The organism is Microvirga sp. P5_D2, from assembly GCF_054049475.1.
The window spans coordinates 1-17,203 of the sequence record NZ_JBFUMH010000118.1; the positions used below are offsets into that span (position 1 = coordinate 1).

Here is a 17,203-nt window from a genome sequence, read left to right on the forward strand (position 1 = left end):
GTGTACTCGCGGTCAGCGTTCTGGTTCGTTATGGCGGCGAGGTGTCGATCGGCCACGGGGTCTTCGCCGCAATCGGCGCCTATTCAGTTGCCATTCTTGAGCACCGTTTTGGCGTTTCCCTCCTTGTCAGTCTGCCGGTTGCACTGGTCTTAGGCGTGCTCCTCGGCATTTGCTTTGCCTGGCCGTCACGCAATCTGTCGGGCATTTACCTAGCTGTCTCGACGATGGCACTGGCACTGGCGTTACCCGAGATCATCAACAATGCCGACGAGTGGACCGGAGGCTTTCAAGGACTGTACGTCTCACATTCCGTGATCCCTGATGTCGAAATGTCGTTGCAGCGCTATTTCCTAGCGCTCGCCATGCTGATTGCGGTCACATACTCACTCGACCGTCTGCGCCGCTCTCGACAGGGTATGACACTGCTTCTCGCACGATCGCACCCGGCGGCAGCGGACGCTTTCGGCACACGGCGTGTATGGGCTCGGGTGAGCGTCATGGGAATTAGCTGCGGCGTCGCAGCGCTTTCGGGAGCGGCGCTCGCATTCTCGAGCTCGACGGTGTCACCGAGCGGATACACACTCTGGTCCTCGATCTTCCTTCTTGTAGGCTCCGTCGTGAGCTTCTACGGCCTCACGTTGCCGCGTGCGCTCATTGGTGGAGCTTTCCTGACGTTGGTGCCGCAGCTGCTATCCGGATCCGGGGCGTGGATTCCTGTCTTTTATGGTCTGGCACTTCTGACTGTGATTCTCGCCGGCCACTTCGCCCCAAAGGTCAAGGCAATGGTACGGCGTCGTCCGGAGGACACATGATGGCCGCTCAAACTTCAACTTTGATGGGTCGAGGCATCGCACTGTCGTTTGGTGGAATCCGAGTGCTCAAGGGGCTGGACGTCGAGTTCAGGCCGGGTGAGATCACCGGTTTGATCGGACCGAATGGAGCGGGTAAGACGAGCCTGTTCAACTGTCTGACCGGCGCCTATCGACCGCAGGGCGGAACGATCACCTATGCCGGGCAACCGCTGGATGGTCTCCCGCCAGCGGCGCGAGCCAAACTGGGGGTCGTTCGGAGCTTCCAGACGGTTGCACTCTGTCCAGACCTCACAGTCCTCGAGAACGTGATGATCGGCGTTGCAAGGAACTACCATTCCGGATGGTTCAACGCCTTCCTTCCTCTGCCGAAAGGGCATCGGGAGCACGCAGAGATGCAGGCGGCCGCGGAGGGGGCGCTGGCCGAATTGGGGCTTCGTGATGCTGCCCATATGCTCCCAGCGCAACTACCGCCTGGCATGTTGCGGCTGGTCGAGATTGCGCGGGCGATCGTCGGCCGCCCATCTGTGCTGCTGCTCGACGAACCTGCTGCGGGTCTCAACAACGCGGAAACAAGGGACCTGACCCGTGCTCTTCGCGCCATTGCGTCACCGGAACTCGTGATGGTGGTCGTAGAGCACGACATGGATCTGGTCATGTCGATCTGCAACCGGATCTACGTTCTCAATTTCGGAGAACTGGTGGCTTGCGGTACTCCTGACGCGATCAGGCAGGACCCTGAGGTCGTGCGCATCTATCTGGGGAGCGACGATGACTAGCCTTCTCGCAATCAGAGACCTTTCAGTCTATTACGGCGCCGAAGCGCAGGCTGTCGAATCTGTGTCATTCGATGTTGCGACCGGCGGGGTGACGGCACTGCTAGGAGCAAACGGCGCAGGCAAGACCTCAATCATGATGGCCGTTGCTGGCCTTGTGCATGCGCAAGGCGAGGTGATCTTCGACGGTGAGGCGGTGCAGTCACTGCCGACCCGTGAGCGGGTGCGGCGCGGGATTGTTTACGTTCCGGAGAAGCGGGAAATCGTTGGCGACCTTACAGTCAGAGAGAATCTAGTGCTCGGCGGGTACCAGGTACCTCGGGCTACCCGCAAGGCTCGGATCGAGATGGTGCTGGACCTATTCCCAGAGATCGCAAACAAGGCAGACGGCTCAGCGTGGCGTCTGAGCGGCGGCGAGCAGCAGATGCTGGCCATCGGTCGCGGCCTGATGTCAGGGCCCCGTCTTCTGCTCTTAGATGAGCCGTCACTCGGGCTCGCACCGCTCTTGGTGCGCCGGGTATTCGAGCGGCTGTCGACAATTCGTCATGAGACCAATCTCGCGATCGTGCTCGTTGAGCAGAACCTGCGCATGACTATGCGGTTGTGCGATGAAATTTACTTCCTGAGAGGTGGACGCGTCGTCGGTCGGCGGCAAGCCGAGGAATTACAGAGCGAATCCGCCCGTCAGGAGGCAATCGACGCCTATTTGGGTGCGTCCGCCGCCGCCTGACCAACGCAAGAAGAGAAGAAGAGCCAAAAGTGTTCGAAATCGCTGCCGAACCCATACATTACGAAATCTACGGCATTCGCTATGGTGTTAATCCCCGGCGCACGCGCGGTCAGAACTTCATTCTTGAGACACGACCGAGCGAACCGCTCCAGCTCGATTTTTATTCTTGGGTATTGATCGGCGGCGGAGAGGTTATCGTTGTCGATACTGGGATGAACCCTGAGAAGGCGGCACGGCATGGGCATGATGTTCTTCTGAGCCCAGTCGACGCCCTTAAGTCGATAGGCGTGGACCCGCAAGCAGTCGAAACAGTCATCCTCACGCATGCACACTATGACCATCTCGGGCACCTGGATGCCTTCCCCAAGGCGCGCTTCCTGATGCAGGCTGAGGAAATGGCCTATGTTACTGGCCCTTGGATGGAAAAGCCGTGGTTTCGCCGCGCCTATGAGCCCGACGAGATCGCGCGTCTCGTCCACCTGCTACACACGGGGCGGCTGGAACTCCACGGTCGGGACCGGGCCATTGCGGACGGGGTATCGGTCCATTGGGTTGGCGGCCACTGCGCGGGACAGGAGATTGTCCGCGTCCGCACGGCACGTGGCTGGGTTGTACTCGCTTCAGACGCCTTACATTATTATGAGGAATATGAGCGCGGTGTTCCATTCGCGGTCGCGTTCAACCTCTCGGATATGATTGCCGCACACGACCGTATTCGAGAACTTGCCGATAGCGACAATCACGTCGTGCCCGCCCATGACCCGCGCATTGAGAAAATTTACCCAGCGGCACGTCCTGGGCTTGAAGGAAAGGTATTGCGCCTTGATCGTGCCCCCGCTCCCGCGTCTGAACCTCGGCAATGACGGATTGCATTGTGCACTATGATAGAGTTTATATCCCTTCTGAAATATGCCAGGAAGGGCGAGGACTTGAGGCATCAGACGAAGGAAGAGCGGGTCGCCGATTATTTAAGGGAAGGTATCATTTCGGGACGCTTCCCAAGAGGATCGAAGCTGAAGCAGGCCGAGCTTGCCGAAATGATCGGAACAAGCATTACGCCGGTGCGGGAAGCCATCAAGATCCTGGAAGCCGAAGGCTTTGTTCTGGGAGCGTCCCATCGGGGTGCTATCGTCGCTCCCTTCGACATTCATGCCACCGAAGAAATCGTGGATTTGCGCGTCACTCTCGAATCCAAGCTGGCCTTAGGCGCTATTACGAAGCTGACGCCCCAAAACATGGAAGACCTGCGCCGGCTCCAGGGGGAGTTCGAGGTAGCCTCCGAGCGGGGCGACCGAGAAACGGTGCGCGGTATCAACTATCGCTTCCACGAATTGATCTACATGGCTGCCGATCTTCCTCAGACACTGCGGTTCGTCCGGATTCTGTGGGCTCGTTACCCGTTCGATCTCATCAACAAACTAGAGAACCGGATCGATCGGGCCTCGGCAGAGCACCGCGAAATGTTAAGCGCACTCATCGTCCGCGACGAAGCGGCGATGCTCTCAGCCTTGCGGACGCACATTCGCGCGGGCTGGGACGAGTTCAAGGCGAACTACGCCGGATAGGCTGGAGTGGCTCTGCGTCTTGCGGTGCCGGTCTCGGTGGGTTCGCATTCCGAACGAGACAGGCTAACCCAAGGAGTAGACAATGCCTTCTGATACCATCCTTCTTGCAATGGACATGATCAATGATCTGGTGCACCCCGACGGCGCGGGTGCTCAGACTTATGTTCCCAGATGCAGGGAGCGGAACGTCTATGAAAATACCGCCCTGGCAATCCAGCGTGCCCGCGCAGCAGGACTGATGGTTGGCTATGTGCGTGTGGGCTTTTCTCCCGATTATCGGGAATGCCCACCGAATTCTCCGGTCTTCTCACGGGCCCGAGACAACGGGCTCTTCCAGCTGGGACATTGGGGCACAGAGGTTTATTCCGCCTTTGCGCCGCAAGAAGGCGACGCCGACATCGTCAAACACCGGGTGAGCCCATTCTACGGGACCTCGCTCGAGCCGCTTCTTCGCGCGCAGAGGATTGAGAGGTTGATTCTGTGCGGCGTCTCGACCAATGGCGTCGTTCAAGCCGCCGCTCGTGAAGGACACGACCGCGACTTTCAATGCGTTGTTCTGGAAGATTGTTGCGCGGGTGCGACCGAAGAGGAGCATGCATTTGCGTTGGCCGGGGTGCGGCGCTTCGCACAGGTGAGCGCGGCAGCCGACTTCCAAGTGTGAATGCAAGTCGCTGTCATCCGAGCGACAGTTGTCAAACCGCTCCTAAATTAAGCTACCAGGGCGCCGCACACCTGTGGCGCCCTGACATAAAATGCACCATATTTCTTTCGGTAAAGTATGTAGCGCTTAGCTTCAGCTTCACCATGCGCTGTCTCCATAGGACACAGCAGCGCCAAGTCTCGGTGAAATTTTCGCAGATTGGCCCTTTAATCCACAAATGCCCGTTGACCCGAAAAATATAAAATGCATTATCTGTGAATGGACCCGCACGAGGCAGCCTCGCGGGGTTTGAACCGCTAGCACGATTTAGGTGTCGGCAGGCGCCCGGTCTCAGAGATGGGACGCCGTCAATCGGCAACGTCACCTATTGCAACACACTGCCCCTGTTATGGAGAAAAGTACCGTGACCGTAGAAACAATCGAAAAAGCTAAGGACGTCGGCGGAGCACCGGCTGAAGGCAAGATCACCGACGAGGCCGTTGCGGCCGCACGCTCCATGATTGGTCTGCAGCTCCGTCCCGAGGGCCCCTATCTGCAAGATGCCACGGCGGATACGCTGCGGAACTGGTGCAACGGCATCGGCGACCTAAACCCGCTATACCGCGAGCTTGAGTATGGCCGTAACTCCCGTTTCGGCACCCAGGTGGCGCATCCGATGTTCCCGATGGCATTCGGGTGGGTAGGCCGTACCCGTTGGGGGCTTCCAGGGGTGCACGGCTTCTATGCTGGAAACGACTGGGAACTGTTTCGCCATATCCGTCCGGGCGACCGCATTAGCGCAATCGAGCGGGTTGTCGGCGTAGAGGAGAAGGAGAGCAAGTTCTCCGGCCGGCTCGTGCTCCAGTATGTCGAAGCAACTTATACCAATCAGCGTGGCGAGCTCGTTGCGCGCGCTCTCGGCACCTGTACGCGTCACGAGCGCAAAGCTGCCCGTGACGCCGGCAAGTACAGCGACATCAAGACTCATGAATACTCGCCGGAAGAGTTCGAGAAGATCGACGAGGCTATCCTGCGGGAGGAAGAGCGTATCCGCGGCAGTAACGTGCGCTACTGGGAGGATGTGAAGGAGGGGGAGCTTCTCGATCCGATCGTCCGCGGCCCTCTCTCACTTATGGACACGATGGGCTTCCTGGTCGGATGCGGCCGCGGCCACACCCATGGGGTCGTGTTCAAGGCAGCGGTGAAGCATCCAGGCCACTTCTTCCGCAACCCGGAGGCTGGTGGGGGTATCGAGTATACCGGTATTGGCCATCACAGAGAGTCGACTGCCAAGGAGGTCGGAGTCCCAGGAGTCTATGACTACGGTCCGCAGCGTTCTTCTTGGATGGCCTCGCTGGTCACCAACTGGATGGGTGATGCGGCCTTCCTCAAGCGGGTTCGGACCGAAATGCGTCGGTTCAACACCATGGGCGACTCAACTTGGTGCAAGGGCCGGGTGAGCCGGAAGTACACCAAGGATGGACATGCACTTGTCGACTTGGAAATCTGGGGAGAGAACCAACGTGGTGAGGTGACCACCCCGGGCCTGGCCACTGTCATCCTGCCAAGCCGCGATCCTTCGATCCGTGTCTTCTTCGACGGTGGGAACCTCGACCTCGATCTCCCCGTCGTGCGGTAAAGGTCAGGTCCGGAGAAGACATGATGGACATGCAGCTTCCCCTCGCAGGTATCAAAGTCGTGGAAAACGCCTCTGGCGTGGCCGCGGCTTATGCCGGGCGCCTGCTGTCGGCTATGGGCGCCGATGTGACCATGGTCGAGCCACCAGAACACAACCCGCTTCGGCGCGAGCCGCCGTTTGTTGGGAAAGATTCGACGGTGAGCGCGCTTTTTGCCTACCTTGCGATGGGGAAGCGCAGCGTGATCTGCGACCTCAAAGCCGATGATGGCCGATCGGACTTCGATCGGCTCGTCGCACAGGCCGATATCCTCATTGATGATACACCAATAGAACAACGCCTGGTGTGCGGCCTCTATCCGGAGCGAATTGCCAAAGACCACCCGCACCTTGTTCATTTGTCTGTGTTGCCCTTTGGCGCGGCCGGTCCGAAGTCGGACTGGCGGGGAAGCGAGCTCAATCTGATCCACGCGAGTGGTGAAGGCTTTCTTCTTCCTAATGGCCTGTCGGCGAGCCTCTTCCCGGACCGTCCCCCCCTCAAGATCGCTGGACATTTCGCCGAGATGCAGGGGGGCATCGCCGGAGCACTCTCGGCGCTCTCAGCCCTATGGGCTGGAGAGGGGCAGTTTGTAGATGTCTCGGTTCAGGACGCGAATGTGGCGGTGGGGGCCTTTACCGTGCAACGCTACGGAGATGGTTCGCTGGAACATCGGGCCAGCCGGTCTTTCCGCTACGGCGGTGTGATCGAGTGCCAGGACGGCTACGTGGAGCTTCYGACACTTGAGGAGCGCCAATGGACGGCTTTGGTCAAGCTAATGGGAGAACCCAGCTGGGCAATGGACCGCGCATTGGGAGATCCCTCCGCGCGGAGCGCGCGCGGTGACGAGATAAACCGGTACATCCGCGACTGGGCGCGCTACGAACGGGTAGACGACCTCGTAGCTCGAGCGCAGGAACTGGGGGTTCCAATGGCTCGCTACAATACGCCTGACCAGGTCCTCAGCGGGAGGCACGAGACGGCGAGAGAACTCTTCGCCGACTTAACTATCCCGGGCGATGGCACCTGCAAGATCCAGACGGCACCTTTCCGATTTGGAGAGAAACCGTTGCCGGTTCTGGATTGGCCGAGCGAACCAGGCGCGGATCAGGAGTTGTTGGAACATGGTTGGAGCATTCCAGCCAGCCAAAATCAGAGGGAAGATGCATGAAACCTCTGCACGGAATTCGAATAGCCGATTTCACGGTCCATGCGGCAGGTCCGTTCTGCACGCACATGCTCTCACAACTTGGTGCAGAATGTATCAAGATCGAGAGCGCTCAACGTCCTGATATCTTCCGTAAGCCACATCCTGTCTACGGCCGCACCGGTCCGGCAAGCTTCGACCAAGTCGCGTCGAATAAGTTATCCGTCCGGCTCGACCTCAAGAAGCCGAAGGGCGTTGAACTTGCCAAGCGGCTCGTGGCGATCTCTGACGTTGCTGCGGAAAGTTTCCGCGCCGGCGTCATGAAACGGCTGGGATTGGGATACGACGATTTGCACGCCGTGAAGTCCGATCTGGTGATGATTTCCGTTTCGTCGTCAGGTCAGACCGGACCGGATTCGCACTTCGCCGGCTATGCGCCTCTTTTTGGTGCATGGGGCGGGCTGGGATACTTAACCGGTTATCGCGACGGCCCGCCGGTCGAAATGCGCCACGTGATGGATCATACGGTGGGTCTCAACGCCGCCCTTGCCACCGTAGCAGCCCTGCATAAGCGCAGGCGCACGGGCCAAGGCACTCATGTGGACGTCGCAGCCCGTGAGGTTGCGTCGTCGCTCGCGGGAGAGGCATTGATGGCTGTGGCGGCGGGCGCACTGGTCGAACGGATGGGCAACGAGGATTATAGGCGCGCGCCGCACGGGCTCTACGCGACAAGGAAGACGGATCGCTGGATCAGCATCTCCATCGAATCCGAGCAACAATGGCAGGCACTTCTGCGTGTAATGGGCAACCCGGAGCTCGCCTTCGACTCAAGATTTGCCACGCCGGAGCGGCGCCATGAGATGCGCAACGCGCTGGATGGCATCATCTCACAATGGTGTGCAGCGCTCGATGCTGATGAAACGGCAGAGAAGCTCCAAGACGCGGGTGTACCTGCACACGTATCCTGGAACACTGAGGATATCGTCTACGATCCTCATCTGCGTCACCGTGGCGCTATTGTGCCAGTGAAGGAAGCCGACGGGCAGGAGCGTGCAGCAGTCGGCTTTCCTGCTCGGTTCTCAAAATCCCAGGGTGTCGGCATCGACCGAGGAACGCCGCGCCTCGGTGAGCATGAGAGTTACGTCTACGGCGAACTCTTGGGCATCGGCAGGAAAGAATACGACGACCTCGTCGCTGACGGCATCATCTACTAGTTCTAGGGAAATCCTTCTAATGTCGCTGAACTCCGACACCACCGAAGCTGACGACTACACCAGCGCGATCGGTCGCACGGAATGCAAGACCGGACTGATTGCAGCCGACCGGGTTGAGGCGTTGGCCAGCACGCTTGATTTGGACATAGTGCCCGGCGACGGGACGCTCCCGCCCGGATGGCACTGGCTCTTCTTTAATCCGTTTGTGCGCAGGAGCGAATTGGGTCCGGATGGACATCCCAGGCGCGGCGGGTTCCTTCCCAACGTCAAGCTGCCTCGACGGATGTGGGCCGGAGGACGGCTCATCTATCATGCCCCAGTCCCAATCGGTGGCACCGCAAGCAGGGAGAGCGAGATCGCGAAAATTGCAACCAAGAACGGCGGCGCCGGCAAGCTGGTCTTCGTGACGGTTCGTCACACGATCACGCACGACGGCCAGGTTTGTATCGAGGAGGAACAGGACATTGTCTACCGCGAGGCCCCAGCTCCCGGGTCTCTCAAACCTAAGGCTCCACAGGCGCCTGAGGTGGCCGAATGGTCGGAGGCAGTTATCCCCGACCCGGTTCTGCTCTTCCGCTACTCAGCGCTGACCTCCAATGGACACCGAATCCACTATGACCAGCCCTACGCCAAGGGCGAAGAAGGTTATAGGAGCCTCGTTGTCCATGGGCCATTGATTGCAACACTGCTCCAAGATCTTGCGGTGCGCTGCCGCCCTGAGGCGCGGCTTCTACGGTTCGATTTCCGGGGGATGGCGCCTCTGTTCGTGGATCGCGGCTTCCATCTGGAAGCTTCACGTTCAGACGGCGGTGACATCCTCGTTCTTTGGGCTCGAGGTCCAGATGGCGAACTGGCCATGCATGCCGAAGCCGCCTTCATTACTTGATCAGGCCGAAAGGCGCGGCGTACCACAACGTAGTAGGGCCACATGATGAGTTATCCCCGCAGCTACCTGTTCGTTCCCGGCCACCGCTCGGACCGTTTTGCGAAGGCAGCGGCCTCCGGCGCCCACCAGATCATTCTGGATCTGGAGGACGCAGTAGGTTCGAACGACAAAGATACAGCCCGTCAGCAGGTCGCTCAATGGTTCGGGCAGGGTGGGGCTGGAATGGTGCGCATCAACAGTTTGGAAAGTCCATGGTTCGAGGCTGATCTCGCTGCGGCTGGCAGTTTCCCTTCAGCGCACGTCATGGTTCCGAAAGCGGATGCGCAGACCCTCGCCCGTGTCGCCCAGGTCCTGCCAAGGCGACCACTGATCGGCCTCGTAGAAAGCGTTGCCGGATTGATCGGGATCCATGCGGTTGCCTCATCGCCAGGGGTTTCGCGGCTCGCTTTCGGAAATCTCGATTTTGGAACCGACGCCCGCATCCCAAGCACGGGTCCGGTGCTCGACCCGGCACGGTTTCAGATTGTGATGGCCTCGCGGCATGCAGGCTTGCCGCCACCGATCGACGGCGTCACTGTAGGGTTGCAGGATGATGCAGACTTGGCAGCTGATGTCACGAGAGCGCGGGATCTCGGCTTCACCGCGAAGCTTTGCATCCACCCGCGGCAGGTTGAGCGAGTTAATGCGACTTTCGCGCCGTCCCAAGAAGAAGGCGACTGGGCGCGGCGGATCGTCCACGCAGTCGAGGAGAGCGCTGGGGCCGTGGTGCAGGTCGACGGGAAGATGGTTGACAGGCCGGTGTTGGAGCGAGCTCGATCGATCCTCGCCGAACTGGATCCCGAAGCACTTCGCCAGAACGAACATGCTTGAGGTTCTTGAGAGCTTACCAGCGAAGGTCGACGCAGGGGTTTGCATCGGTAGCGAGGGTTCGCAGCGGTGAACCTCCTTTTCCGCGGCCCTTAGCAAAGTCTCTGAGCCGCATGACGGCTCAATACCTGGGGACATTTCGACACAACGAGGAAGCGGACCGCAGCACCAAGTTTCAGAGATGCCATATCCGGTTCCCTGTTCATCTGAGGCTTTTGAGCAGGCAAAAGCGTCAATATGGCCTTAGTCCGCAGGCGATTTTGCCGTGCGAGTCGACGCAGCGCATCTGCCTATCACACAAATCGAGCGTGGTCGGGGACCAAAGGTTCCATCCATTGCGCTGACTTCAGGAGGCCAGCATGGCTGGGTTCGAGAAAATCCTCATTGCGAACAGGGGTGAGATCGCGATCCGTGTCATGCGCGCGGCCAATGAGTTGGGGAAGACAACGGTTGCCGTCTATGCAGAAGAAGACAAATTAAGCCTGCACCGATTCAAGGCGGACGAGGCGTATCGGATTGGGGAGGGGCTGAGCCCGGTCGGTGCCTATCTCTCGATCGCCGAAATAATCCGCGTCGCGAAGGAGGCTCATGCGGACGCCGTCCATCCGGGCTACGGTCTTCTTTCGGAGAACCCTGATTTCGTCGAGGCGTGCATGGCCAATGGCATTGCGTTCATTGGGCCTAACGCCAAGACGATGCGCGCCGTCGGCGACAAGGCAAGTGCTCGGCAGGTCGCGATCAGAGCGGGTGTGCCGGTCATCCCTGCCACGGACGTGTTGGGCGATGACTTCGACGCGATCAAGGAGGCAGCTGCCAATATCGGCTATCCTCTAATGCTCAAGGCGTGCTGGGGTGGCGGCGGCCGCGGCATGCGCACAATCCACTCCGAGGCTGAGCTCATCGAGAAGGTTCGGGAAGGTCGACGCGAGGCTGAAGCCGCATTCGGCAACGGCGAGGGCTATCTTGAAAAAATGATCCTGCGAGCGCGCCACGTAGAGGTTCAGCTGCTGGGTGACAGCTATGGCGGGTTGTACCATCTCTTCGAGCGCGACTGCACGGTCCAGCGGCGGAATCAAAAAGTAATCGAACGGGCGCCGGCCCCGTATCTTTCTGAGGAGAGGCGCCAAGAGGTGTGCGAACTCGCGCTCAAGATCGGCCGCTCTGTGGGATACCAGAATGCCGGTACGGTCGAGTTCCTGATGGATATGGTGACTGGCGCCTTCTACTTTATCGAGGTGAACCCGCGCGTGCAGGTCGAACATACTGTGACCGAGGAGGTGACTGGTATCGACATTGTTCAAAGCCAGATTAAAGTTGCCGAGGGTGCAACGCTGGCCCAAGCCACTGGGGTGGAGCGGCAGGAAGACATTACACTTTCCGGTCATGCGCTCCAGTGCCGTGTAACCACCGAGGATCCTCAGAACAAATTCATACCTGATTATGGACGACTTACGGGCTACCGTTCGGCTACGGGGATGGGCATACGGCTCGATGGCGGCACAGCCTATGCAGGCGGCGTGATTACACGCCACTACGACTCGCTTCTGGTCAAGGTCACTGCCTGGGCGCAGACATCCGATCAGGCGATTCACCGGATAGATCGCGCGTTACGGGAGTTCCGCATCCGTGGCGTGTCGACCAACATTGATTTCGTCGTCAATCTGCTCAAGCATCCAACCTTCCTGGACATGAGCTACACCACGAAGTTCATCGACACGACCCCAGAGCTGTTCCAGTTCAAGACCCGTCGCGACCGGGCGACGAAGATCTTGACCTATATCGCCGACATCACAGTCAACGGTCATCCCGAGACAGTGGGTCGTCCGAAGCCGCCCGCCTCCGCTAAGCCTCCCCGTCCACCCCAACTGAAGGGTACTGTTCAGTCTGGCACGCGCGACCTCCTGACCCAGAAAGGCCCACAGGCGGTCGCAGACTGGATGAAGGCGCAGAGAAAGTTGCTGATCACAGACACGACGATGCGTGATGGCCATCAGTCTCTTTTGGCTACACGGATGCGCTCGATTGATATGATCAAGGCGGCACCTGCATATGCCTCAAATCTGGGCGATCTCTTCTCCGTCGAGTGCTGGGGCGGTGCGACTTTCGATGTAGCTTATCGTTTCCTGCAGGAGTGCCCACGGCAGCGCCTACGCGATATCCGCGAAGCCATGCCCAACATCATGACGCAGATGCTCCTGCGGGCGTCCAACGGTGTCGGATACACGAACTACCCCGATAACGTGATCCAGTTCTTCATCGATCAGGCCGCCAAGTCTGGAGTTGACGTATTTCGTATCTTCGACTCGCTCAACTGGGTTGAGAATATGCGCGTCGCGATGGATGCGGTCATCAAAGCGGACAAGATCTGTGAAGGCACAATCTGCTACACTGGCGACATTCTCGACCCTGACCGCGCCAAGTATAGTCTCAAGTACTACGTGGAGATGGCCAAGGAGTTGGAAGCTGCGGGCGCCCATGTGCTTGGGCTCAAGGACATGGCAGGCCTACTGAAACCTGCCGCCGCACGGCTGCTGATTAAAGCATTGAAGGAAGAGGTCAGCCTTCCGATCCATTTCCACACGCATGACACATCGGGGATTGTCGGAGCAACCGTACTGTCGGCTGTTGAGGCTGGTGTGGATGCGGTCGACGCGGCGATGGATGCCTTCTCGGGCTGCACATCCCAACCCTGCCTCGGTTCGATCGTAGAGGCACTGCGTAATACGGATCGTGATACCGGTCTTGACATCGCAGCCATCCGTCAGATCTCAAACTACTGGGAGTCTGTGCGCCAACAATATCGTGCTTTCGAGAGTGGACTCGAGTCCCCCACCTCCGAGGTGTATTTGCATGAGATGCCGGGAGGACAGTTCACGAACCTCAAAGCTCAGGCGCGCTCGCTTGGCCTTGAGGAGCGTTGGCATGAGGTTGCTCAGGCCTATGCTGAGGCTAACCAGATCTTCGGTGATATCGTGAAAGTGACGCCCAGCTCCAAAGTAGTCGGTGACATGGCGCTGATGATGGTCGCACAGGGATTAAGCAAGGAGCAGGTGCTCGACCCAAACAACGATATGGCGTTCCCAGAGTCGGTCGTCGAGATGCTGCGGGGCGACCTCGGTCAGCCCCCAGGAGGCTGGCCTAAAAGCATCGTAACAAAGGTCCTTAAGAACGAGCCCCTTTCAACTGAGCGACCGGGCAAGCATCTCCCCACTGAAGATCTTGAGAAGACGCGTGAGGGGCTCTCAGCTGAGCTCACAGGCCTTGTCGTGGACGACGAGGACCTCGCTGGCTATCTGATGTACCCAAAGGTCTTCCTCGACTACATGGGCCGGCACCGCCAATACGGACCCGTGCGCATTCTGCCAACCCCGGTCTTTTTTTATGGCATGGTGCCAGGACAAGAGATCTCGGTTGAGATTGATCCAGGTAAAACGCTTGAAATACGTTACCAAACAATGGGCGAAACGGATGACTCAGGGGAGGTCAGGGTCTTCTTCGAACTCAACGGCCAACCTCGAGCTGTTCGGGTGTCCGATCGGGCGGTGAAGGCAACAACCAGAGCCAAACCCAGGGTTGAGGAAGGCAATCCTCACCATATTGGGGCTCCAATGCCTGGAGCGGTTGCGTCTATAGCAGTTACGGCCGGTCAGGTGGTGAAAGCAGGCGATCTATTGCTCACAATTGAAGCAATGAAGATGGAGGCTGGCATTCATGCGGACCGAACAGCCACCATCAAAGCAATTTACGTAAGTGCAGGCAACCAGATCGATGCGAAGGATCTACTCATTGAATTGGAGTAGGTGCGCCGGGTGAGTGGGCAATGTTATCGATCCTGCCGCCAACCCAGTACCGATGGTCCATCGGACGCGCTTATCGGCCGGCGCACATTATCGGCTTGAGTCAAGTGCTCATGCTGACTGAACTACAGCAAAGAAACTAGGAAACATGGCTAGCAGATGAAATTGCGAGTCATTTGCTAAGTACGAATGTACGACTGCGGTTGGAGAAAGTGGTGTTGGACTGGGACAAGATCAGGCTGTTCTATACCGTGGCAAAGGCTGGCAGCTTTACCCAAGCAGGGGAAAAGCTTGGGATGAGTCAGTCCTCTCTGAGCCGCCAGGTCAGCAGCCTTGAGCAGGAACTCAAAGTTTTACTGTTTCATCGTCACTCCCGTGGTCTCGTGTTAACGGAGCAGGGTGCAGTGCTCTTCCAGGCAGCTCAGGATATGCACCAGTTTTTCGAGAGCACGCGTCAGCGTCTCGCTGAAACCAGAGAGCAGCCCACTGGCGAACTTAAGGTCACAGCTACGGTCGGCATCGGAGGAATCTGGCTTGCCCAACAGATCAAGGAGTTTCTCGATGTTTATCCTAAGGTCCGCATCCAGCTGGTTTTAACTCCCGACGAGCTTGATCTATCCATGCGGGAGGCCGACGTCGCAATCCGGCTGCGACGTCCAGACCAGCCGGATCTGATCCAGCGTCGTCTGTTCGCTATTCGCTATCATGCATATGCCTCCCGCTCATATATTGAACGCTTCGGCGAGCCCAAGGGAATAGATGACCTTGATCAACACCGCATTATCTGCCTCGGTGGAGATCAGCCATCCTATATTCTCGCTCTTCACCAGCTTACAACCTTGGGGCGCGATCCAAAGAATCCGCGGATTAGCCAACTGATTGTGAATGACAGCACGGCCCTACGGACGGCAATTGAGACTGGAGCTGGAATCGGAATGGCACCGGACTACGCGATGAGCAACAATGCGCAGGTCGTTCAAGTGCTCCGAGAGACCGAAATGCCAACACTCGACTGTTACTTGGTATTCCCCGAAGAAGCACGGTCAGTTGCAAGGTTAAAAGCCTTCCGAGAATTTCTGACAACAAAGGCGCAGGTATGGGCTTATTGAAGGTCAGCTTCGGACGATCGCGTCAGAGCAAGATGGTTCGTAGCCTAACGTTGTTGGGCTTAAGGGCATTCCGAGATTGAAGACACCGCGTAGTGCTTTAAGGGCGCACGCCACCCCGTCCACCAACTTAGCGCTTCAAGCAGAACCTGAACTCATTTCAAGAACGGTTTCCCGATCTTGGAGGAGGGCACTTCGAAATCTTGGATTTCCATGCTGCGGATAGAGTGCTTTAGCATAGCTAAGCCCGCCACTAAATAAGAACATTACTACTGCGCTCAAAGCAAGAGCAAACAGAAACCTTCTCATTGCTTTGTCTCACTGATGGTTCGACTATCCAAGCGACTCCCTCAGTTTTATCCGCACGTCTGCTGGTTAGTCCGAGCGGGTGACCTCATCGAAATACAACCGAAGCCCCTTAATAATGCATTATCTGAGCCGATGGTCCGACGCCGACCGATTATTAGGGTGACTATCACACCCTGAGGAGATTGACACGGCATCTTAATAATGCATTTTATTTTTATCTTTGGGCAGAACTCCTAGTAGCACCGCCTAGATTAACAGGTGCTCTGTCCTTCTAGCTCTTCAAAAACGTCCGGCAGATTTCTGACTGGAGTTACCAACAAGGAGTGAAACGGTGGGATCAAAGTACAGCTATCTTGCGCGCAGACATATTATAGCATCTTTGCTTGGACTTACTTTATTTTCGTCCCATAGCTCTGCACAACAACTCACCTCAAGGCCAGTAAGTATTATTGTGCCTTATTCTGCAGGAGCAGCGTCCGATATCTTGGCCCGGCGGCTGGGTGAGGGTATGTCAAAGTTGCTCAAGACGCCGGTCATTGTAGAGAATGTTGCCGGCGCAGGTGGCGTAACCGGTACACTGCGTGCTCAGAGGGCAGCTCCTGACGGCCACACATTACTGATCGGCACGCAAGGCACCCATATGATGAATAAGTTCATCTACAAGAACCTGAAATACGATCCCGATACAGACTTTATCCCTGTTTCCAACTTGGTGTCCTTTCCCAATCTCGTTCTCGTCCCCTCATCTCTCAAGATAGCATCGCTTCGGGAGTTCATTGCCCTAGCCAAAGCCCGCGCGAAGGAAGGCCGTCCGCTAACTTACGGATCGGGTGGTATCGGATCATCATCTCATATTGGGGCCGAACTCTTCAAGATGGAGGCCGGCATCGAATTAACTCACGTTCCGTACAAGGCGGTTGCCGATACTACCTCCGATCTCCTTTCGGGACGCATCGACGTAACATTCGGCACGCTTGGAACGTTTGCACCACAAGTACTTGCAGGCGACCTTGTTGGACTAGCCGTGACCGCGCCGGAGCGGTCGGCAATTCTGCCACAAGTGCCAACGATCAGGGAGGCTGGGTTCCCAGGCGCTGAATTCACGGTATGGCTAGGGCTCTTCGCGCCTGCTAATACGCCACCAGCACTAATCGATGAAATCAGGCAGGCCGCAATAGCCTCAATGGCTGTAAGCAGTACTCGCGCCGCATTCGCAGCGGAGGGTGCAGACGTGCAAGCATCGTCATCAACCAGCTTCGCCGATTTTATCAAGGAAGATAGTCAAAGATGGAAGCCCATTATCAAGAAACTAGCTATTGAACTGCAGAGTTAGAATTTCGGTTGTACGGTTATCTTCTCCGTCACACGTAAAGTCGAGTGGCGGAGAGGCTGCCATTCCTCGTTCACAGACTTGACGCGAAACGTGGCAGGGAAAGCGCTCTAGCCTAAGTCGACAAGCCTTGTGCGTATTGTGCTGATCACAAAGTCGGGCTCGCTACTCCCTGATCTGACTACGCCCTGCGGCGGGACAGTTACGACCCGCAGCGTCTGGCAAAGGAAGCTGAAATATCTAGAGGGTGGCTATCCCTATCAGCTCTAACAGCACAGGATTCCATATGGACTGGCTCTCCRGCACACTCTCAGTCGACAACAAGGCCGTGGACCTGGCGGTGAAAGAGGGCAC

Annotated in this window: 14 protein-coding genes; all 14 read left to right on the forward strand. The window is 57.7% G+C overall.

Features of this window, described 5'->3' with window-relative positions; genetic code table 11:
* The coding region (locus ACXJKO_RS22525) for a branched-chain amino acid ABC transporter permease (RefSeq protein ID WP_457093309.1) at positions 1 to 812 on the forward strand (812 nt) is incomplete at its 5' end.
* Between the two features lie 62 nt (positions 813 to 874).
* Positions 875 to 1,588 (forward strand): ABC transporter ATP-binding protein, encoded by a 714-nt coding sequence (locus ACXJKO_RS22530; RefSeq protein WP_457093310.1) that lies wholly within the window; start codon positions 875 to 877, stop codon positions 1,586 to 1,588.
* Positions 1,581 to 2,315 carry an ABC transporter ATP-binding protein gene (locus tag ACXJKO_RS22535; protein ID WP_457093311.1) on the forward strand — a complete coding sequence of 245 codons (735 nt, stop codon included), beginning with the start codon at positions 1,581 to 1,583 and terminating at the stop codon, positions 2,313 to 2,315. The genes ACXJKO_RS22530 and ACXJKO_RS22535 overlap by 8 nt, the downstream gene beginning before the upstream one ends.
* A 29-nt stretch (positions 2,316 to 2,344) precedes the next feature.
* A complete protein-coding gene (locus ACXJKO_RS22540) occupies positions 2,345 to 3,178 on the forward strand; it encodes an N-acyl homoserine lactonase family protein (protein WP_457093312.1) in 834 nt (277 codons plus the stop codon).
* 66 nt (positions 3,179 to 3,244) lie between these two features.
* On the forward strand, positions 3,245 to 3,880 hold the full coding sequence (locus tag ACXJKO_RS22545; RefSeq protein WP_457093313.1) for a GntR family transcriptional regulator: 636 nt from the start codon (positions 3,245 to 3,247) through the stop codon (positions 3,878 to 3,880).
* Between the two features lie 82 nt (positions 3,881 to 3,962).
* The gene (locus ACXJKO_RS22550) at positions 3,963 to 4,541 is read left to right on the forward strand and encodes a cysteine hydrolase family protein (protein WP_457093314.1); all 579 of its coding nucleotides are present in this window, start codon (positions 3,963 to 3,965) and stop codon (positions 4,539 to 4,541) included.
* Between the two features lie 403 nt (positions 4,542 to 4,944).
* Positions 4,945 to 6,159, forward strand: a complete 1,215-nt coding sequence (locus tag ACXJKO_RS22555; protein ID WP_457093315.1) for an FAS1-like dehydratase domain-containing protein — start codon at positions 4,945 to 4,947, stop codon at positions 6,157 to 6,159.
* Positions 6,160 to 6,179: 20 nt separating this feature from the next.
* A complete protein-coding gene (locus ACXJKO_RS22560; protein ID WP_457093316.1) occupies positions 6,180 to 7,364 on the forward strand; it encodes a CaiB/BaiF CoA transferase family protein in 1,185 nt (394 codons plus the stop codon).
* On the forward strand, positions 7,361 to 8,554 hold the full coding sequence (locus tag ACXJKO_RS22565) for a CaiB/BaiF CoA transferase family protein (protein WP_457093317.1): 1,194 nt from the start codon (positions 7,361 to 7,363) through the stop codon (positions 8,552 to 8,554). The genes ACXJKO_RS22560 and ACXJKO_RS22565 overlap by 4 nt, the downstream gene beginning before the upstream one ends.
* 19 nt (positions 8,555 to 8,573) lie before the next feature.
* A complete protein-coding gene (locus ACXJKO_RS22570) occupies positions 8,574 to 9,440 on the forward strand; it encodes an FAS1-like dehydratase domain-containing protein (protein ID WP_457093318.1) in 867 nt (288 codons plus the stop codon).
* A gap of 42 nt (positions 9,441 to 9,482) precedes the next feature.
* Positions 9,483 to 10,310, forward strand: a complete 828-nt coding sequence (locus ACXJKO_RS22575) for an HpcH/HpaI aldolase/citrate lyase family protein (RefSeq protein ID WP_457093319.1) — start codon at positions 9,483 to 9,485, stop codon at positions 10,308 to 10,310.
* A gap of 356 nt (positions 10,311 to 10,666) precedes the next feature.
* A complete protein-coding gene (locus tag ACXJKO_RS22580; RefSeq protein ID WP_457093320.1) occupies positions 10,667 to 14,107 on the forward strand; it encodes a pyruvate carboxylase in 3,441 nt (1,146 codons plus the stop codon).
* Positions 14,108 to 14,322: 215 nt separating this feature from the next.
* Positions 14,323 to 15,213, forward strand: a complete 891-nt coding sequence (locus ACXJKO_RS22585; protein WP_457093321.1) for a LysR family transcriptional regulator — start codon at positions 14,323 to 14,325, stop codon at positions 15,211 to 15,213.
* Positions 15,214 to 15,970: 757 nt separating this feature from the next.
* Complete coding sequence (locus tag ACXJKO_RS22590) at positions 15,971 to 16,852, forward strand: Bug family tripartite tricarboxylate transporter substrate binding protein (RefSeq protein WP_457093322.1); 882 nt, start codon at positions 15,971 to 15,973, stop codon at positions 16,850 to 16,852.
* Positions 16,853 to 17,203: the final 351 nt, after the last annotated feature.